Raw genomic sequence first — 19,943 nt, forward strand, 5'->3', positions numbered from 1 at the left:
CCACCCAAATCCAGGATCTCAACGAGTAGCAGACACCCTTCAGCCGCCCCGACCAGGGATGATATGCTAACTATGGCTGTGGCCCTTGATACCCTAGTGGCCTTCTACGCCATTGCTCCTCTTGACGTTAGCCCCATATAGGGGTATGATTCGGGGATGGAAACAGGCAGATCCGGTAGGAGAATGGTCGACTATCAAGGCAGAGTCGATGCAGAGATACTAGGATTGAAGGGGCTAACTAGCACGTTTCAAGGTGTGATCTTCCTTCTCATGCTACCGGCATCAATAGCCTTTGCTGTGCTATATACCTATGTTGATGACGAGGGAATACGCAATGCCTTAAGGGTCGCAGTGAGTCCCCTCTCTGTTTTCCTTGCGATTGGGGGCCTGTATTTGATATCTGAATTTGCTGGTCAGAGTGCCTCATTTGGTGAAGGTAGCAATAACTCTATGACCATTAGAATAGCGTCTATGGTTGCAAAGTATGCTGGTATCTCGCTCCTTCTTATCATCTATCTTGAGGTTGTACCTGAAGGAGATATTAGACAAGCTATTGGTGCTCTTATCTTGGTTATAATCCTCGTTGTGATTGTTCTAGTTACCTTCGGACGAGACCTGATTGCTGATTATGAGAAGTTCATAAGGGACAACCAAGTTGGGGCAAAAGTGTTGACACTATTTCAAAGAAGTGCGTGGGTCATTGATATAGTAGTCTGGCTTATGCTATTGTTGCTAGTCGCCATCCTTTGGCTCTTGGTTATGGCCACAACTGGCTCACAAAGAACGGGCTCGACTTATTTCTGGATTGTATTGAATGGAACGGCCCTGTTCCATATTATGCAGGTCTGTATGCTTGGCTTTCGAAGGCAAACTCTTGGACAACAACTTGCTAGGGTCCAGATTCTGAAGGTGCCCACTGGAAGGCCTCTACAATGGCAACAGGCTGGCTTTAGGACATCCCTTCCCTTGAGCTTCATTTACTTGTTTTATGTGTTTGAATTTGAGTATCCTTTGGGCATAGAGTCGGATGTCACTGGCATCAGAGATGTAGCCCTGTCGGCTGCCACTGCTACGGCATTCTTGGCCTTATGCGCTGGGCTGCTGAGCTATACTCTCCTGCGGAATGTTCACGCCCATGGGCAAGGGATTCTCGATCTCTTGTGTGGCACTGTGTCCGTCAGTGTGAAAGAGGAAACTGGAGAGGCAAATGCGCCTACCCCTTCCCCAACAGGTGACCAAGACGCCTCTGGCATGTAAAGAGGACTTTGTCTTGATGGTGAAAGCACCCCAATTGTATCGTCCACTGGCGCATGGCAATGCATGGTCCTTATCTGCTCGGGCATTCCTCAGTTCAGCGTATAGGATGGGGACGTGAAGGTCTTCGTCAGCTCACTGATGGGTGGGCACTTCGGCTCGTTGCGAGAAGCGGCTGCTGCCGGGATCGGAGCACTGGGCTACCAGGTCGTGCGAGCCGAGGATTTCAGAGTCTCCGCCGACAGCCCGCGTGAAGCCTGTCTCAGCGAGGTGCGTTCTGCTGGCACTGTCGTTCTGATCCTGGGTGCCGAGTACGGGAGCCTGCAAGAGTCTGGGAAGTCAGCCACTCATGAGGAGTACCTTGAGGCGAAACACCTGAGCCTTCCGGTCTTGGCGTTCATCGAAGAGAGTGCTGAGCCGGTTGGTGAGCAGGCGGCTTTCGTCAGTGAGGTGAGGAATTGGATCCACGGCCAGTACACAGAATCGTTCACCGAGGCAGAGGACTTGAGGGCCAAGGTCACGCGAGGCCTTCACCGGCTTGCTCTAGCACGGACAACATCGCCACTCGATGACGGCGAGCTTGCAAGCCGGGCTCGGGCGCTCCTACCCGAGCAGTCCCACTCAAGCCAGGCGCAGTTGGTTGTGGCGATTGCCAGCGGTCCCATACAGACGGTCATCCGCCCTGCCACTATCGGAGACCGAGACCTGTTCGAATTCCTCCAAAGGGAGGCGCTCGCCGGCCCCGAGGCCGCGCTGGATCTCTCATCGGGAACCGAGAAACTGATCCAGGGAAATGCCATGGTGCTGCATCAGCCCCACGATGGCGCATGGGTGTCGCTACACGAATCGGGCAGTGTTGTCGTCGCCCAGTCCGCAACCGGGGGCGATCACCGGGCCTCATTCGTCCCCGTGATCGTGAAAGAGGATATTGCAGAGCGAATCGAACGCGCCCTGCGCCTCGCCGGACGGGTGCTCGACCACGTCGATCCGCAGCGCAGAATCAGCCACATATCGGCAGCCGCCCTTCTGGCCAATGCAGGCTTCCTCGGTTGGACTACCCGTCAGGAGCAAGCTGGAAATACGAGCGAGGCCACCATGAACCCCTTTGGCCAGAACCGGGTAGAAGTCTCACTGTCACCGACGACCAGGGCGCGTGCTGAACTCTTGAGCGACTCTAATGGCCTTGCGGAAGACCTCACGGCTCTGCTGAGCCGCAAGGCCAATAGGAGCCCGTACCGGTAGCACCGGAGTCAGGGACGCAGCTCGTTTCGGCCTGGTGGGCGGAGCGGAGATCGGTTAGGAGTTGGGAGCGGATTTCGTTGTCCACGCTGCTCACGTGTTTCACGGTACTGCGTGGAGGCACTTGTGTAGGGTTGGGATTGATGGGCAGGCGTGCGTTGGGCTTGGGGCGGGTGGGGCTGTTGGTGGTGGTGTTGGGGTTGGTGGGGGTTGGGTGTGGGATGTCGGGTGGTGGGGATGAGGTGGTGGGGTCGTGTGTGTCGTCGCCGGGGAACGACAAGTTCTGTTTGGTTGCTGATCCTGACGGCGGTCCTTCCGGGTTGTTGCGGGTGCGGGCGTTGCGGGATGTGACGGTGGAGGTGGATGGCGAGTCGGTGTTGGTGGCCGGTCGGGGGGATGTCGGGGGTTGGGTGGAGGGGGAGGAGAGTCTGGGGATGGAGGGTTCGGCGTGGGTGGGTGGTGATGCCCGGGTGTTCGACGGTGCCCGCGTGGAGGGGGATGCGGTGGTGTCGGGGCGGGCGTGGGTGTACGACGGGGCGGTGGTGTCGGGCCGGGCTCGAATAGGAGATGATGCTCGGGTGTGTTCGGGGGCCCGGGTGTTCGAGCGGGCGGTGGTGTCCGATGACGCGGTGGTGTGCGGGTGGGTGCCGAGGAACTTCATGTTCTCGCATCGGTCGGATTCTGTTGATTTGGGTGGGTATGGGGGCATGGTGAGATGGGTGCAGGGCTGGTCGGAGGTGGGAATCCGCCCTGTTGCCGAGAGGCTCGGGGCTGAGGAAACCGGTGGGTGGGTGTTCGGCGATGCCGTTGTCTCCGGTCAGGGTCGGGTGTTTGACAGCGGACGGGTGTTCGGCGAAGCGGAGGTGTTCGAGCGGTCGACGGTGTTCGATTCCGCTCAGGTGTTCGACGACAGCCGTGTGCATGGTGAGGCAGCGGTACACGGGAACGCGTTGGTGTTCCAGTTTTCCTGGTCCAAGTTGGCCGGTGAGCCATCCGAGGACGGGCAGGTTGAACTGCTCCCGATCTTCTCAGAAGACGATGTGGCCAGGAAGATATGGACAACAGCCCACCCCGAAGGATGGTTCGGTTGGACTGCGCAGGCGCACCACGTCGATGTGGTCATCGACGAAAATGGAGATTGCTATTGGACCGCTGGGCCAGGTGGAAGGGTGCGGGATGACCAAAACAATAGGAGTTGTATTGCTCAGGATGATGAACTCGAAGCTCGTATGGGCAGGGTGCGGCAAACAGAGATCTACGGCTATGCAAACATATTTGGAAGGGCCAAGGTGTGGGGAGGGTCACATGTGGCTGGGGGTGCTTTGGTTTATCACCTGGCTCGTATTTCGGGGGGTGTATTCGTGGGTGGAGGAAAGTACTGTGGGGACATTTGGCGTAATGGTTCGGGCTGGCTCGGTGCATTCTATGAGTGCATCTTTCCCGGGAGCACGTAGTCAGCGCCTCGGCGATGGGAAGTCGTGCGCCAGCATTGTTGGGAAGAGTCGCGGATGGATGCTGGTCTGAACGAGAACACCCATGCGAGGCGCATTGAAAGCTGGAAGCACCCCTTTTCGCCGGTCAGGTGATAGGCAGGGCGAGGGTGAGGGTGTCGGGGGCGTGGTGGAACTCCAGGCGGGTGGTTTCGCCGAGGTAGTCACCGTCGAGCTGGTAGGGGAAAGGGGCGTCAGCGGCGATGATGGCATGGGTCACTTCGGCACGGGAGTGGACGTGGCGGAAGGACGAGACCGGAGGGCCGAACCCCAGGGCTCCGGCGGCCACCCGCAGGAGTCTTGCCGCACGCAGCGAGCGCAGGGTCACCAGTGACAGGGGTCCGTCCAAGGAGGTGCCGGGGGCCACGTTGAAGGGGCGGGCACCCAGGTAGGTGTAGGGATCGGTGTTGAGGCAGATGGCGAATTGGCCCGACACCGTCTCCCCGTCGGCGTGGTACACCGTGAATCGGGGGCGTGACCGGTCGTAGTGACGCAACCAGGTGTCCACTGCGGCGAAGGCGAACAGGGCGTGATTGGCGTACCGCTTGAGCCCGGCCCGGCGCTCCACCTGCTGCACCACGGCGGCGTCGTAACCCACCCCGGCGTGGAACAAGAAGTACCTCCCGCTGACCTCGCCCAGCCCGATGCGCCGGAAGTTGCCGTCGGCCAAGGTCTCCAGCAGCATGGCCGCCGCCTCCACCGGGTCGTCGGGCAGCCCGATGGACCGGGCGAACACGTTGGTCGATCCGCCGGGCAGGGGGGCCAGGGCCACGTCGGAACCGGCCAGGCCGTTGATGGCCTCGTTCAGCGTGCCGTCGCCCCCCAGCACCGCCACCACGTCGGCCCCGGCGGCCACCGCCCCGTTGGCCAGGCGCGAGGCGTGGCCCCGCCGGTGGGTGGTGGCCAGGGTGACCTCGTGGTCGGCGGCCAGGGCCTTTTGGATCACCACCTGCACTCGGGCGGTCACCGAGGATGCATGGGGGTTGACGACCAGGTGAACGTTCAGGCCCACCACGCTACCGCCTGGTGCCGGTGGCCGATCAGCGCCGGGCCGGGTTTGGTTTTGCGCGCCATCGGCGTGATGGGAGACTTGCACGCTATGGACATTGTGGTCTGCGTAAAGCAAATCCCCGATCCGGCCGATCCCGGGGAACTCGACCCGGAAACCCACACCCTCAAGCGGGACATGAAGCTCATCATGGACGAGTCGGACTCCTACGGGGTGGAAATGGCCCTGCAACTGCGGGATGCCGCCGGTGAGGGCGAGGTGACGCTGGTCTCCATGGCCCCCCACGAGGAGGTCAACGGGCTGCGATCGGCCCTGGCCATGGGGGCCGACAAGGCCATCCTGGTGAGCGACGAGGCCCTGGCCGGTACCGACGCCCTGGGCACCGCCCGGGTGTTGGCCGCGGCCGTGGGCCGGGTGGAGGCCGATCTGATCCTGGCCGCCACCGAATCCTCCGACGGCTACACCGGCACCGTACCCGAACAGGTGGCCGAGTTGCTGGGCCTCCCGTCGGTGACCTTCGCCAAGGAAATCCAGGCCGAAGCGGGCGAAGTGGTGGTGAAGCGCCAAACCGAGGATGGTTACGACGAGGTCCGCTGCCCGCTTCCTGCGGTGGTCTCGGTGACCGCCGGGGTGGTGGAGCCCCGCTACCCGTCGTTCAAGGGCATCATGGCGGCCAAGTCCAAGCCCATGGACCAGCTCGGCATCGGCGACCTGGACATCGGCGCCGATCAGGTGGGCTGGGCCGGCGGCGGCCAGGAGATCGTCGACGTGGCCCCCGCCCCCGAGCGGGAAGCCGGTGAGATCATCACCGACGAGGGTGACGCCCACGAACGCATCATCGCCCTGCTCGAAGAACTCAGAATCGTCTAGGAGTGGTCATGGGAACCATCTGGGTACACGCCGAATCATCCGGGGGCGGGGTCGCCTCCATCAGCCTGGAACTTCTGACCCGGGCCCGGCAGTTGGCCGACACCGTGGAAGCGGTGGTCGGGGGCGACGGGGAGCCGATGGCCGCCGAGCTGGGGGCGCACGGGGCCACCACCGTTCACGCCACCGGTGATCTGGGCGGCGGTCTGGCCGGTCCGGCGGTGGCCTCGGCCATTGCCGCGGCCATCGACGGCGGGGCCGGCCCCGACGCCGTGTTGTTCGGCACCACCTACGACGGGCGGGACGTGGCCGGGCGGCTCTCGGTGAAGCTGGGTGCGCCGGTCATCACCAACATCGTGGAACTGGAGCAGGCCGACGGCTCGCTGGTGGGCACCGAACCGGTGTTCGGAGGCACCGTGAACGTGAGCACCCGGTTCAACGGGTCGGGGGTGGGCCTGTTCCTGGTGCGCCCCAAGTCGTTCGCTGCCGAGGAGAGCGGCGGCGGCCCGGCGGCAGTGTCGGCGCTGCCGGTTCCCGACCTGGGGGCCACCGGGGCGGCCCGGGTGGTGGACCGATTCGCCGAGCAGGCCAGCGGCCCCAAGCTGGACGAGGCCGGGGTGGTGGTGTCAGGCGGGCGGGGCCTGGGCGACGCCGACAAGTACGCCATGATCGAGGAACTGGCCCAGCTCCTCGGGGGTGCCGCCGGCGCCTCCCGGGCCATCGTGGACGCGGGCTGGGTGCCCTACTCCCACCAGGTGGGCCAGACCGGCAAGGTGGTCAAGCCCGACGTGTACGTGGCCTGCGGCATTTCCGGCGCCACCCAGCACATGGTGGGCATGAAGGGTTCCAAGAACATCATCGCCGTCAACAAGGACGCCGAGGCCCCCATCTTCGGCATTGCCGACCTGGGCGTGGTCGGTGACGTCCACAAGGTGATTCCCAAGCTGATCGAGGCCCTCCAGGCCCGCAGCTCGTAGGCCCGATCCCCCGACGCGGGGGCGCTCCTACGGCAACCCGCGAGGGTCTCAGACCAGGGGCCAGGGGTGGCGGCGACCGCTGGGATCGGTGGGGAACCGGCCCCGACCGATGAGGGTGCCGGCTCGGGTCAACAGCGCCTCCTGTTCGGCCCCCGAGAGCAGATCCACCACCGCGGCGGGCAGGCCCCCCTCCAGCAGCCGGGCCACGTCGGCGACCAGGTCGTCGGGCAACGGCTCACCGGCCCATTCCCAGATCACGGTGCGCAGCTTGAACTCGTCGTGAAAGGCCAGCCCGTTGTCGATGGCGTAGAGCCGCCCGTCGTCGCCGAGCAGGATGTGGCCCCCCTTGCGGTCGGTGCTGTTGATGATGAAGTCGAAGGCGCACAGCCGCTGGAACCACGGGTGGTGGGCGGGTTCCTCCCGCAGGGTGAAGTAGTGCTCGTCGTAGTCGGTGGGCACGTAGAGCTGCACCGAGCCCTCGCCGAAGGGACCGTCCCGGTTCACCGTGGGGGGAATGAGATTCCAACCCAGGGTCCGGGACAGTTCGAAGGCGGCGATCTCCCGCTTGTGCAGCCCGGCGGGAAAGTCCCACAGGGGCCGCTCGCCCTCCACCGGCTTGTACACCCCCTGCACGATGGGGGCGTCGGGGGTGTGGACGTCGACCAGGAACGTCATGTTGGAACTCCACGGCATGCGCCCCAGCACGTCGAGTTCTCCCCGGCACAGCAAGCCGACGGCCACCTCGTCGCTCAACGCCGGCCGCGCCCGGAACGGGGATTCGCTTTCGGCAGACGACGTGGTCACGCCACTAGTTGGAGCACGCGCACCAGGAGTCGTCGTTGAGGGGGGCACCACAGTAGGGGCAGGGTGGCCGACCGGCGGAGACCACCTGGCGGGCCCGGTTGACGAACCCGGCCACCTGGCTCGGGGTGATGCGGAACTGGGCGGTGGCCGGTTCTTCGGGGTCGTCGGCGTCGGGTATCTCGGTGGCCATCACCAACATCACCTCGGCCTCGGCGTCGTAGCCGATGCCGATGTCGCCCACCGTCCACTCGGGCTCCACCGGTTCGATCAGCCCGATGTCGGCCTCGGGAATGATGTCGTCGGGGCTGTCGCTCACCTCCCGCAGCGCGCCGTTGAGGTACTCGGCCAAGGCGGCCACCTGCTGCTTCTCCATCTTCAACGAGACCACCGTGCCGGTGATGCCCGCCTGTAGGTAGAACACCCGCTGGCCGGGCGGCCCCACCGCGCCCACGGTGAAGTGCTCGAGGTTGCTCAGTTCGTAGGAGTTGCTCATGGTCTGCTCCCTGACTGGCGCCCGCCGGTCATGAGGGCACCAACGCGGTGAGGTCGGAGGTGCTGTTGGTGGCCAGCACCAGCGGGTCGCCGGTGCCGTAGAGCACCGCGGTGATCGAACAGGGCGACACCACGATGCGCTGGAACATGTCGAGGTGGGCGCCAGAGGCGTGCGACACCGCCGCCTTGATGGTGTCGGCGTGGGAGACGGCCACCACGGTGGTACCGGGATGGCGGGCCACCAGGTGGTACACGGCGTCGGTCATCCGGTTCTGCATCTCGGCGAACGACTCGCCGCCGGGGAAGCGGAAGCTGCTGGGGTTGCGCTGCACTTGCTGCCAATCCCGGCGGCGGCGCAGATCGCCGAGCCGGCGGCCGGTCCACTTCCCGAAGTCGCACTCGTTCAGGCCGTCGAGCACCCGCACCCGGCGGCCCACCGCTCGGGCGATGGGGGCGGCCGTCTCTTGGGCCCGCTCCATGGGCGAAGCGTAAACCGCCCCGATGCGCTTGGCCCCCAGGGCGGCGATGCGCTCGGCGGCGTGCTCGGCCTGGCGGCGGCCCTGGTCGCTCAGGTGCAGGCCCGGCGCCCGGCCGGGCAGCACCGCCCCGGTGGTGGGCGTCTGGCCGTGGCGCACGAACAGCATCAGGGTGGGTTTGCGGGATTTCTCTGCCATCGTTGTGATACCTGGCTTGCTCAACAATCGCTCAACCCGGTGGTGTGGTGGGCCGGTGGCCGGTGGTGCCTGCCGTGGGGCTAGCTTCCCGGTGGTGGATTCGTTGGACCAACTGGCCCTAGATGTTATCGCCTGCCGGGCCTGTCCCCGACTCGTGGCCTGGCGGGAGGAGGTGGCCGCCGTCAAGCGGGCGGCCTATCGGGAATGGACGTACTGGGGCCGGCCGGTGCCGGGCTTCGGCGACCCCGAGGCCCGCATCGTGGTGGTGGGCCTGGCCCCGGCCGCCCACGGGGCCAACCGCACCGGGCGGATGTTCACCGGTGACCGGTCGGGCGATTTCCTGTACGCCTCGCTGCACCGGATGGGCCTGGCCAACCAGCCCGACGCCACCGACCGCCACGACGGCCTGGTGCTGAACGACGTGTACATCACCGCGCCGGTGCGGTGCGCCCCGCCCCAGAACAAGCCCACGGCGGCCGAACGGGAGGCGTGCCGCCCCTTCTTGATGCGGGAGCTGGCGCTGTTGACCCAGGTCCGGGTGTTCGTCGCCCTGGGGGCCATCGGGTACGGAGCGTTGGCCGCCGAGTTGGGGATCCGGCCCCGGCCCGCCTTCGCCCACGGCCTGGCGGCACCCGCTCCCGGTGGGGCCACCGTGCTGTGCTCGTATCACGTGAGCCAGCAGAACACCTTCACCGGTCGGCTCACCCCCGACATGCTCGACGAGGTGTTCGCCCGGGCCCTGGAGCTGGCGGGCGCCCCTGCCGGTTGACCCACCGGGAGTCTCGGGGATTCGCAACGGCAATGGCTTGCGACCGGGCCGAATGGCGCCCCGGGTGGGCAATGGTTCGCGACCGGGCCGGGGTGGGCGGTAGTTTTGGGGCCGTGACGAAGGGCCGGATGTTCGTGTTGGTGGTGGCGCTGATGTTGGTGGCCGCCGCCTGTGGCAATTCCGGCGCCCCCATCTCCTATGAGGACAACCCCGCCGAGTACCGGGGGGTGCCCAACGTGGGCCAGGCCGAGCGGAACTTCCGTGACGGGTGCGAGCAAGCGGGCCTCGACGACCTGGACGAGCGGGTCACCCAGAACCTGGCCGACGTGTGCAAGTGCGGCTACGACCGGATCAAACAGGAGCTGACCTTCGACGAGTTCAAGGAACTCGATGACGATCTGCGCAGCAACATCAACGCCGACCTCACCGAGACGGTGAGGGCCATCATGCGCCAGTGCATCTTGGAGGAATCGGGCGTCTGATCGGTTGGGGTGCGGCCGGCGGCGGGCGCCGGCCGGGCGGGTCTGGCCTGCTCAGGCGCCGATCCGCACCGTGCTCTCGGCCCACTCGGGCCACCGCTGGCGGCTCTTGGCCGCCAGCTTGTGCATCAGGGCCACGGCGGCGGGGTCGTCGTCACCCGGTCGGGCCTCGATCACCCCGTCGTCCAACATGGCGTTGATGACGGCGCGGCCCAACTCGGTGCGCACCACGGTGAGGGTCCAGTCGGTGGCGTCGCCGATGCCGCCGGTGGAGATGTCGGCGTGCTCGGCGGCGAAATCGGGGCAGTGGTTGCAGCCCTCCCGGGTCCAGGCGTGGCACTCCTTGAGGTTGATCTCGTGGTAGTCGCCGTTCTTCATCCACACCTGGAACACGCCCTTGATGTTCATCTTGGCGATCTGGTCGGTGGCCAGGCCGTACTTCACCCACAGCAGCTCCTCGAACATGGAGTCGTCGAAACTCTTGGAGCACAACAGCCCGATGTTCAGCTTGATGGGCCGACCCACCTTGCCCACCTTGCGATTCCACATGACCGGCCCGATGGAGGTCTGGCAGCTCATGCCCACCAGGGCCAGGCGACCCAGGCCCTGCTCCTTGGCCTCCCGGTAGGCCAACGGATTGGCCGAGTAGGTGTAGCGGCTGCCCGCGCCCCGCAGCACTTCCTCCCGGTTGACGGCCAATCCGGGGACCGCCTTCCAGCCGTCGGTGTCGCCGCCTTCCAGGAATGAGGTCAGGGCCCCGTCGATCACGTCGTTCTCCAGGCACCAGATCAGGATGGCCGACACCAGTCCGCCGTCCTGGCCCACCTCGTACACGTGGTCGTCGCTGGCCCGAACCAGCAGGATGTCGCTGAAGATGCCCGACACCTCCTCGGAGTTGCGGATGCGTCCGAAGAGGTGCTCGTCGGCCTCGGCCTCCCAGGTGCGAAAACGAGGGCAAGCCCGGGTGCAGGACGTGCAGCCCTTCTGGCCGTGAATACAGTCGGACAGCCCCAGCTCTTCTTCGAGATGGAACGGCTTGTATTGGCCGGGCTCATGGCGGTAGCCGATCACGTCGTGCGGGCAGGCGATAACGCAGCCGGCACAGCCGGTACACAGCCCGCTGTCGACGACCTCTTCGTAGAGTTCCTTCCACTGGTGGGTCCAGCGAACCTTGGTCTCGGCCATGGAGAGACTCTGCCACGTCTGCCATGTTCAAGGTGCATTCACACACCGGTTACCGGTGGGAGCAAGGGCGTGACATACCATAGATGGGTATGGGGGTGCTCAGACATCGTGCGCGGTCGGCGTTGGCCGCCGCCGCGGTGGTGGTGATTTCGTCCGGAGTGACGGCGCCGATTGCCGCGGCCGACCCCGAGGGCAACCCTCAGTCATCCGGCTCGGATCCCGACACAGCTAGCCAATGGCAGGACGGCACCGGACAAGCCAACGGTGAAGGCACCCCGCCCAAACATGAATATTCCCGGCTTGACTCGGTGCTCCGTCGGCTAGTGGCCGGGAACGGCCAGGGCCAATCTCCAGGAGGCGGCGGCGGGATTCCGGACGGTGACGTGGTGAATCCGGCGCTGCTCTCCGAGGAGGAGACGGTGCTCATCACGGTGTACTCGTTCGATGCAGTCGGAGACATTGTCGCCTGGCTGCGCGAGCAAGGAGTGCTCCCACGCCATGTGGGTGTGGACTTCATCGAGGCCGATGTCCCGGTGGGCTTGTTGGCGGAATTGTCGGACGTCGATGGGGTGGCGCGCATCACCGAGACCGCCAAGCCGATCCCTGTACAACAGGATTGGTCCTCTCTTCCGGTCGGCGAGGGGGCGCGCGTCCACGGCGCCGATACCTGGCATCATGCTGGCATCACCGGTGAGGGTGTAAAGATCGGCATTATTGACTTTGGCTTCGCCGACTACGAATACTTGAGCAAACTTGGGGTGATACCACAAGCCACTGTCCGTTGCTATGCAGATGAGGATAACAGCGATAGTAAGGGCAAGGTGGTTCGGGTTGTCAAACCCATGATGTGGCAGTGCAATCATTCCACCCATGGAACTGACACCTTTGAGTCCATCTACAAAATAGCTCCCCAGGCGGAGTACTATCTCGCTCACATCGAAAGCCAAGGAGAGCTTCTGGAATCTGTGAAGTGGATGATCGAGGAAGGGGTGGACATCATCAACCACTCTATCGTATGGCCATTCGACGGACCCGGCGATGGCACTTCGCCGGTGTCGAACAGCCCCCTGAATGTCATTGATACCGCAGTAGAGGCTGGCATCCTGTGGACCAATGCGGCCGGCAACGAGAGCCAGGAGATGTGGCATGGGCCCTTTGTGCCCGGCGAAGGGGACAACAGTGATCTGCACAACTTCGGTACCGCTTCGGATCCGGTATACGGCCTGCCGTCGAGAACAGTTTTTTCGCTCGGCGAGACTTGGCTTGCCTATTTTCGGTGGGAGGACAACTGGGCCGTTGACGAGGACGATGTTGGCGCCGAGTGCGATCTCGACCTGGAGCTGTACCGACCCGACCAAGACCAGGTGGTTGCGATCGCTGACAACGAACAATCCGGGGATCCGGGTCACGTTCCCCTGGAGGAGATGCAACACAAACTCACCGACATTGATGACTATGAGTTCCGCATTCGCATGAGGGATTGTGAGAGTCCACCGTCGTGGATGCAGTTGTGGCCCCGACCCAAGTTGCCGATCTCCCCCACCCTGTTGTCCTCCACCCATACGATCGGCAACCCGGCGGAGAGTGCCAACCCGGGCATGTTGGCGGTTGGAGCGGCACCGTGGGACAACCCCTTCATGTTGGAGGACTTCAGCAACCGTGGCCCCACCGTGGGCGACGGGCGAGTCAAGCCCGACATCGTGGCTGCCGACTGTGCTCCCACCTCCTCCAGCGCAAGGGAGGGTATCAAGGGCTTTTGTGGCACGTCGCAGGCGGCACCCCATGTTGCCGGTCTGGCGGCGTTGGTGATGGAGCGTTACGCCGACGATGAAGGCTTCGACACCCCCGCGGAGGTGGCTGCGTTTCTGAAGAATCAGGCGACGCAACGGGTCTCGCCCGATCCCAACAGCATCTGGGGTCACGGCTTCGCAACGCTGCCCAACAGCTTCACCAGGGATTACGACACCGACGACGACGGCCTGATCGAGGTGGGATCGTTGGGGCAACTCGACGCCGTGCGCTACGATCTGGATGTCGACGGAACCCCCGACGCGCATATCACCGCCGAGCAGGCCGACGTGTTTCGAGCGGCGTTCGGGGGGGCGAAGCCGGGGATGGGCTGCAACGAGGATGAGGCCGATCCGGCGTGTGTGGGGTACGAGCTGACGGCTTCGCTGGACTTCGATTCCGACGGTGACGGCGACGTGGACGCCGAGGATCACGACGGCGCGTGGTGGAACGACGGGGCGGGGTGGGAGCCGATCTCGGACGGCCTGGTGAGTCTTATCTGGCCGGGCTCCTACCAGGGGGTCTTCGAGGGCAACGGTCATACCGTCTCCAACCTGCACATCACCAACCGTGTCCCGGTGGGAGCGGCTGATGATCGTGAGCCGCTCCAATATTTCGGTTTGTTCGGCAAGTTCTTCGGTAAGGGAGAGGTCCGCAATCTCAACGTCACCGACGTGTCGATCTCCGTGGAGAGCCCCGCTGGCCGGTACAACTCGGACGGCTTCTACAACACGGACGGCTACTACGCCGGTGGGTTGGTCGGTGAGAATCACGGGACCATCACCAACGTGCACGTCACCGGAACCGTGACCGCTGACGGCAGCACTGATGAAGCCGGCGGTCTGGCCGGGCGCAACACCGGCACCATCAGCTACAGCTCGGCGGCGGTCACCGTCACCGCTCGAGACGACGCCGGGGGCCTCATCGGATCGAGCTACTCCCCGTTGGCCAACATCAACCGCAGTTTCGCCAACGGCACCGTCACCTCCGGCCGGGTTGCGGGCGGATTGGTGGGCACCGTCTCGCAGGTCACCATTACCGACAGCTACGCCCACGGGTCCGCCACCGGTGTGGACGCCGCCGGGTTGGTGGCGGTGGCCTGGTCGGGCACCATCGCCAACAGCTACGCCACCACCGTGGTCAGCGGCACCCGGGACACCGGTGGGCTCGTGGCTGACGGGGCCTCCAACACCGTCACCAACAGCTACTGGAACAGCGAGACCACCGGGCAGGCCAGCAGCTTGGGCAGTCCGGACACCGCCGCCAAGACCACCGTCGAGCTGCGACAGGACACCGAGGTCCTCGTTGACGCCCCCGACTACGCGGGGATCTATGCCGATTGGCCCAAGGACATTTGGCACTTCGGTCTCAACTGCCACTATCCGGCGATTGTGCCCCTCACCGGCGGTGACGGCAGGCAACCCATAGCCTGCGCGTCTCCTGACTCGCCCTCCGACCCCTCCGAACTCGTCACGCCGGAATCGGCGGTCGAGGAGGATTCGGCCGTGTCCGACGAATCGCCCTCCGATCTCGTCGAGAGAGACGAGCCCCAGGAAGTCAGCGATCCCCAGGAGGTCAGCGAGCCCAAGGAGGTCAGCGATCCCCAGGAGGTCAGCGAATCCGCAGTGGCGTCCCATTCCGGGGTTGTGATCGGCCCGGACTTCTGTGTGAACCGCAGCCTGGGCGGGGCCACCACTTACCCCTTCGACAGCGACGGCGACGGCATCGCCGACACCTGTGCGCTGCCCCGCACCCGGCGCGCCGCCATCGCCCGCCAACAGGCCCTCGAAGCCCTGGCTGGCCTGCCCCCTGCCGCTTTCGACACCCTGTTCGCCCAACAATGCCAACGGGTCCAGGAAACCTACGGGGAGCCCGCCCAGGAGGCCACCGACGACTGCGCCCCCCACCGAGGCGGCTCCACTGGTCCGACAGCCCCCCAACCGGCTTCCACCGGACCCGGCCCCGAGTTCTACTCCGGGGGCGTGACCGGCCCGGACTTCTGTGTGAACCTCAGCCTGGGCGGGGCCACCACCTACCCGTTCGACAGCAACGGTGACGGTATCGCCGACACCTGCTCGCTGCCCCGCACCCGGCGCGCCGCTATTGCCCGTCAGCAAGCCCTGGAAGCCTTGGCGGAAGACAATGTTTACCTCTTCGACACCCTGTTCGCCCGCCAATGCCAACAGGTCCGGGCAACCTACGGCGAACCCGCCCAAGAAGCCACCGACGAGTGCGCCCCCCACCGTTCGGATGTTCCGGAAAGCGCCGGCGCGGGGTCGGGATGTGGGCGGCGAACCACCGACGAGTGCGCCCCCAACTGGGTGAATGACACCCTCACCTGAGAGGGTGAGGACCAAGCGATGAGATCTGCTCGTTCGGTGGCCCCTGCGGTGGGCCTCTCAGTCCCCTTGGCCTTGGTGCTTGCCGCTGCCGTCGTACTCCTGGTGTTGGTTTGGGCGGGGGAGGCGCGGGCGTCGGGCGAGGGGGTTGCCCGACAGGATGATTCGGGGGTGGGCAACCAGGCGGTGTGGCTGACCAATGCGGACACGTGGCACCGGGCCGGATACTTGGGTCAGGGGGTGAAGGTGGGGGTCATCGATCTCGGCTTGGGACAGTTCGCCGCGCTGCAGGAATCGGGTGAACTGCCGGAACAAGTCACCATCCGCTGCCATGATGGGACTGAAACCAACGACGTATCTGATTGCGGCACATTCCCTGATACCGCTTCGCATGCAACTGCGGTGGCCGAGTCGCTGATGGACATTGCGCCCAAGGCGACCTTGTATGTCGGTCGGATAACGGGTGGCTCCCGGCCATACCCTGTGGCTGAGTGGATGGTTGAGCAAGGAGTTGATGTCGTCAACTTTTCCGTTACTGTTGGCTTCGAGGGCCCCGGCGACGGGACATCACCCTACTGGGACAGCCTTTACGCGGCCATCGACTTGGTAGTGGAGAGTGGGGCAGTGTGGGTGAACATTGCCGGCAATAATGCCGAAAAGACATGGTACAGCGAGTTCCAGCCGACCGAAGTGACCGATGATGAGGGCGATACCATAGTCATCCACAATTTCGGCACCGCGGATGAACCTGATTTCAGCAATGACCTCCACATCGACTCAGAAGAGACAATCATCGTCACCATGCGGCAGGGGGAGGAGGATTGGTCCGACGTAAAGTGTGGTCTGGGGATGTACCTGTATGACGCGGAAACCGGCGAATTGGTGTCATACAGCAGGCGTCAGCAACGCACAAAGGATCAATTCGAATACGATGACTTGTACTACACCAGGAAAGCCGACAATGCCAATGCCGATTACGAGTTGCGGGTGCAGGTGGACGAGGAGTGCGAGGAGTATCCCGAGTGGTTTCAGATGGTCATTCTAGGCAGACAAAAGTTGGGGCCTGCTTCTGAGTGGGGACACTTGGTGACTCCGGCCGACAGCACCAATCCGGGGATGTTGACGGTGGGGGCGGCCCCATACTACGACACGATGACCGTGGAGCCCTACAGCAATCGGGGTCCGACGGTGGTCGGGAGGGTCAAGCCCGATGTGGTGGGGGTGGATTGTGCCCGGATCACCTCCCGGGCTGTCTTTGCCCGGGGGGAGCATCCGTGTTGGATGTGGGGTACGAGTCAGGCGTCGCCGCATGTGGCCGGGTTGGTGGCGCTGGTCAGGCAGCGCTTCGCCGGAAATGAGGCGTACGACACGCCCGAGGAGATCGTGTCCTATATCCAGGACAGCGCCGTTCAGCGTGACATCACCCCGGACGACCCCGACACCATGCCCGATCCGAACAACTTGTGGGGTCACGGTTTCGCGGTGCTGGAGGCCCTCGACGTGATCGAGTACGACGTGGACGACGACGGCCTGATCGAGATCTCCACCCTGGCCCAGCTCGACGCCGTCCGGTACGACCTCGACGGGGACGGTATTGTGGACCCGGCATCCCAAGCCGACTATCTGGCGGCGTTCACCAAAGCGGTGGACGGGATGGGCTGCCCCCCGGCGGGCTGCACCGGTTACGAGCTGACTACTTCGCTGGATTTCGATTCGGACGGGGACGGTGACGTGGACGCCGACGACCACGGGGGCGCCTGGTGGAACTCGGGGCGGGGGTGGGAGCCGGTCGGCCGGACGCCGGGTACCGCGGAGACCGGTCCCGCTGCGGAGCCGTTCGCGGCCACCTTCCAGGGGAACGGGTTCGCGGTCGAGAACCTGCACATCAGCGTCGACCGGAGTGGGGTAGCGGCTGGTGCCGACCAGTCCGATTATTTCGGTTTATTCGCCCGTTTGGGGTCCACGGCGACGGTCGGCAACCTCGGCATCGAGGGCGTGAGCATCACCGCCGGCAGCCCGCAGGACGGCGACAGCGCGACGGCCACCTCGTATGTGGGTGCGCTGGCCGGGTCGAACAGGGGCACGGTCTCCGGGGTGTACGCCACCGGTCGGGTGGCCGCGGTGGGTGACGGTGATGTGGTCGGCGGCCTGGTCGGTCGCAACCACAGCAATGCGGCCGATGATCCGGCGTCGGTTGCCACCAGCTATTCCCTGGCCGCGGTCGCTGGCCGAGGCTCAGCCGGTACCGCCGGCGGCCTGATCGGTAGCAACAGCGGGGCCGTAGCCGACGCGTATGCGTCCGGGCCGGTCACCGGCGGCACCACCAGTGACACCTCTGTGGCTATCACCGCGGTCGGCGGGTTGGTCGGCTCGAACCGGACCGGCGGCACCATCGCCACGGGTTATGCCACCGGCAAGGTCTTCACCCACGCCGACAGCACCGACGAGTCGGTGGGCGGCCTGGTCGGCCACAACGACGGCACGGTCACCCACGGTTACTGGGACACCACCACCACCGGCCAAACCCAAAGCGCAGGCAGCCCCGATGCCGGGGCCAAGACCACCGCCGAGTTGCAGACTGACACCGAGACCGCGGTGGACGCCGCCGACTACACCGGCATCTACACCGGTTGGCACAAGGCCACCTGGGACTTCGGATTGAGTTGCCACTATCCGGCCCTTGTCGTGGACACGAACGGTGACGGCACCGCCACGTGGACGGAACTGGGCCCTCAACCGGTCAACTGCCCGTCTGCTGTGGCCAATCCCGTCGCCGACCGGACCCTCACCCCGGGCGAGACCTGGACGCTGGACCTGGAAGCCGACGGGAAGGAGGTCTTCTCCGACCCCGATAACCCGGAGTTCACCTACACCGCCCTCTCCGACACCGCAGACGTGGCCAGTGTCACCGTGGCCGATGGTGTGGTCACCGTCACCGGCCAAGCCGACGGCACCGCCACCATCACCATCACCGCCGCGGACCGCGATGACCAGGTCTCCACCCGGTTCACCGTGACCGTCGCCACCACCCCCACCAAACCCCAACTGGCGGTGCGATCCGTGGGTAACGGGCGCATCACCATCTCCTGGGACCCCCTGGGGTGGGCCACCCTGATCCAGTACCGCCTCAAGGTCCAGGACGGGGACTACGGGGACTGGACCACCATTTCTTCCTGGAACAGTCGCCACACCCTCACCGGGCTCACCAACGGTACCGCCCACTCGATCCAGCTCCGCGCCACCAACCTCCTCGGCGACCACGCCGACTCCGACGAGATCACCGCCACCCCCAGAAGACCGGCACCCGTATCGCCACCACCCGTCTTCCGTCCCCCGCCGGCCCCACCCACAGCACCCAGCAACCCGACCCCCGCACCCACCGACACCGACGAAGCCGACGAGGCCACGGAGGACGACCAAGCCGACGAGACCGAGGAGACCACAGAGGAAGAAGCGGCCGAGGAGATGTTCTATTCCGGTGGGATCACCGGCCCGGACTTCTGCGTGAACCTCAGCCTGGGCGGGGCCACCACCTACCCCTTCGACAGCAACAGCGACGGCATCGCCGACACCTGCTCACTACCCCGCACCCGGCGTGCCGCCATCGCCCGCCAACAAGCCCTCGAAACCCTCGCCGCCCAGCAACCCACCGCCTTCGACACCCTGTTCGCCCAACAATGCCTACAGGTCAAGGAAACTTACGGGGAACCCGCCCAGGAAGCCAACGACGAATGCGCCCCCCACCGCGGCGCCACCACCGCCACCCAACCGTCAAACGACCAAGAACCGGACCCCGCCGAACCCGGCTCCGACTTCTACACCGGCATCATCACCGGGCCCGACTTCTGCGTGAACCGCAGCCTCGGCGGGGCCACCACCTACCCCTTCGACAGCAACAGTGACGGCATCGCCGACACCTGCTCACTACCCCGCACCCGCCGTGCCGCCATCGCCCGCCAACAGGCCCTCGAAACCCTCGCCCGAAACAACTCCCACCTCTTCGACATCCTCCTCGCCCAACAATGCCAGAGGGTCAAAGAAACTTACGGGGAACCCGCCCAAGAAGCCACCGACGAATGCGCCCCCCACCGAACCCAACCCACCCCCACCTGACCCCGCCCAAACCCAAGAGGGGTCTGTCAGGAATTTTGTGTATCGGGCGTGGTCTGAGTGTCCGCGGCTTGGTGTTGCGGGCCGGGAAGGATCATGTCTGTGACTGATCAGAATGTGCCGGCTGCGCCGGCGGAAGAGGCTGCCGGTGAGGCGGGGATGGGGGACTGGGCTGAGCTGTTGGTCGAGGGGGCCCGCTGCACCTCGTCGATGATCGCCCCGGAAGGGAATTGGGCCAAGAACGCCCGAGGGTCGTCGGTGGCGAACGATCGGACGTCGGGGGCCTCCAGACTGGCGTAAGGGTGCTCGGGGAACACCGACCGGCACAAGGTGGTCTTGCCGCTCTGGCGGGGCCCGGTGAGGGTGATGGCCGGCGAAGCCTGCGCCGCCCGGACGAGCCGGGGCGCCAGATCACGCTCAATGGTCATGGCCCCCAGCCTAACCCAGCCTTGCTAATTCAAAGTCAC

General features: G+C 65.0%; 16 protein-coding genes. 9 read left to right on the plus strand and 7 right to left on the minus strand.

Going from position 1 to position 19,943, the window contains the following annotated elements:
- The first annotated feature begins 156 nt into the window (after positions 1-156).
- The 3 genes from ACOQPQ_RS01105 (at position 157) to ACOQPQ_RS01115 (ending at position 3,947) form a co-directional block, all read left to right on the plus strand.
- The gene (locus ACOQPQ_RS01105; protein WP_420637599.1) at positions 157-1,257 is read left to right on the plus strand and encodes an RDD family protein; all 1,101 of its coding nucleotides are present in this window, start codon (positions 157-159) and stop codon (positions 1,255-1,257) included.
- A 114-nt stretch (positions 1,258-1,371) separates the two neighbouring features.
- Positions 1,372-2,496 carry a DUF4062 domain-containing protein gene (locus ACOQPQ_RS01110; RefSeq protein ID WP_420637600.1) on the plus strand — a complete coding sequence of 375 codons (1,125 nt, stop codon included), beginning with the start codon at positions 1,372-1,374 and terminating at the stop codon, positions 2,494-2,496.
- 140 nt (positions 2,497-2,636) lie between these two features.
- On the plus strand, positions 2,637-3,947 hold the full coding sequence (locus ACOQPQ_RS01115) for a hypothetical protein (protein WP_420637601.1): 1,311 nt from the start codon (positions 2,637-2,639) through the stop codon (positions 3,945-3,947).
- A gap of 124 nt (positions 3,948-4,071) precedes the next feature.
- Here ACOQPQ_RS01115 and ACOQPQ_RS01120 read toward each other — a convergent pair whose 3' ends face one another.
- The gene (locus tag ACOQPQ_RS01120) at positions 4,072-4,995 is read right to left on the minus strand and encodes a diacylglycerol/lipid kinase family protein (RefSeq protein WP_420637602.1); all 924 of its coding nucleotides are present in this window, start codon (positions 4,993-4,995) and stop codon (positions 4,072-4,074) included.
- Between the two features lie 87 nt (positions 4,996-5,082).
- Here ACOQPQ_RS01120 and ACOQPQ_RS01125 point away from each other — a divergent pair, with 87 nt between their 5' ends.
- Together ACOQPQ_RS01125 and ACOQPQ_RS01130 are read left to right on the plus strand one after the other, a co-directional pair.
- Positions 5,083-5,862 carry an electron transfer flavoprotein subunit beta/FixA family protein gene (locus ACOQPQ_RS01125; RefSeq protein ID WP_420637603.1) on the plus strand — a complete coding sequence of 260 codons (780 nt, stop codon included), beginning with the start codon at positions 5,083-5,085 and terminating at the stop codon, positions 5,860-5,862.
- A gap of 8 nt (positions 5,863-5,870) precedes the next feature.
- A complete protein-coding gene (locus tag ACOQPQ_RS01130) occupies positions 5,871-6,836 on the plus strand; it encodes an electron transfer flavoprotein subunit alpha/FixB family protein (RefSeq protein ID WP_420637604.1) in 966 nt (321 codons plus the stop codon).
- A gap of 48 nt (positions 6,837-6,884) precedes the next feature.
- Here the strand turns inward: ACOQPQ_RS01130 and ACOQPQ_RS01135 are convergent, their stop codons facing one another.
- The 3 genes from ACOQPQ_RS01135 to ACOQPQ_RS01145 are packed head-to-tail and all read right to left on the minus strand — an operon-like array spanning position 6,885 to position 8,806.
- A complete protein-coding gene (locus tag ACOQPQ_RS01135) occupies positions 6,885-7,640 on the minus strand; it encodes an SCO1664 family protein (protein WP_420637605.1) in 756 nt (251 codons plus the stop codon).
- 4 nt (positions 7,641-7,644) lie between these two features.
- Positions 7,645-8,133, minus strand: a complete 489-nt coding sequence (locus ACOQPQ_RS01140; protein WP_420637606.1) for a DUF3090 family protein — start codon at positions 8,131-8,133, stop codon at positions 7,645-7,647.
- A 28-nt stretch (positions 8,134-8,161) separates the two neighbouring features.
- A complete protein-coding gene (locus ACOQPQ_RS01145) occupies positions 8,162-8,806 on the minus strand; it encodes an MSMEG_4193 family putative phosphomutase (RefSeq protein WP_420637607.1) in 645 nt (214 codons plus the stop codon).
- A 94-nt stretch (positions 8,807-8,900) separates the two neighbouring features.
- On the opposite strand from ACOQPQ_RS01145, the gene ACOQPQ_RS01150 reads away from it, so the two are divergent.
- Both ACOQPQ_RS01150 and ACOQPQ_RS01155 read left to right on the plus strand, forming a co-directional pair.
- The gene (locus tag ACOQPQ_RS01150) at positions 8,901-9,575 is read left to right on the plus strand and encodes a uracil-DNA glycosylase (protein ID WP_420637608.1); all 675 of its coding nucleotides are present in this window, start codon (positions 8,901-8,903) and stop codon (positions 9,573-9,575) included.
- Between the two features lie 113 nt (positions 9,576-9,688).
- The gene (locus tag ACOQPQ_RS01155; protein WP_420637609.1) at positions 9,689-10,057 is read left to right on the plus strand and encodes a hypothetical protein; all 369 of its coding nucleotides are present in this window, start codon (positions 9,689-9,691) and stop codon (positions 10,055-10,057) included.
- Positions 10,058-10,108: 51 nt separating this feature from the next.
- Here the strand turns inward: ACOQPQ_RS01155 and ACOQPQ_RS01160 are convergent, their stop codons facing one another.
- Both ACOQPQ_RS01160 and ACOQPQ_RS01165 read right to left on the minus strand, forming a co-directional pair.
- A complete protein-coding gene (locus tag ACOQPQ_RS01160; protein ID WP_420637610.1) occupies positions 10,109-11,239 on the minus strand; it encodes a Coenzyme F420 hydrogenase/dehydrogenase, beta subunit C-terminal domain in 1,131 nt (376 codons plus the stop codon).
- A 320-nt stretch (positions 11,240-11,559) separates the two neighbouring features.
- Complete coding sequence (locus ACOQPQ_RS01165) at positions 11,560-12,648, minus strand: hypothetical protein (RefSeq protein WP_420637611.1); 1,089 nt, start codon at positions 12,646-12,648, stop codon at positions 11,560-11,562.
- Between the two features lie 15 nt (positions 12,649-12,663).
- On the opposite strand from ACOQPQ_RS01165, the gene ACOQPQ_RS01170 reads away from it, so the two are divergent.
- Together ACOQPQ_RS01170 and ACOQPQ_RS01175 are read left to right on the plus strand one after the other, a co-directional pair.
- Entirely contained in the window at positions 12,664-15,369 is a 2,706-nt protein-coding gene (locus ACOQPQ_RS01170) for a S8 family serine peptidase (protein WP_420637612.1), read from the plus strand.
- Between the two features lie 492 nt (positions 15,370-15,861).
- Complete coding sequence (locus ACOQPQ_RS01175; protein ID WP_420637613.1) at positions 15,862-19,479, plus strand: S8 family serine peptidase; 3,618 nt, start codon at positions 15,862-15,864, stop codon at positions 19,477-19,479.
- 107 nt (positions 19,480-19,586) lie between these two features.
- On the opposite strand, the gene ACOQPQ_RS01180 is transcribed toward ACOQPQ_RS01175, so the two are convergent.
- Entirely contained in the window at positions 19,587-19,904 is a 318-nt protein-coding gene (locus ACOQPQ_RS01180) for an AAA family ATPase (RefSeq protein WP_420637614.1), read from the minus strand.
- Positions 19,905-19,943 lie beyond the last annotated feature (39 nt).

It is taken from the genome of Candidatus Poriferisocius sp. (genome assembly GCF_965219775.1).
GTDB lineage: Bacteria > Actinomycetota > Acidimicrobiia > Acidimicrobiales > Bin134 > Poriferisocius.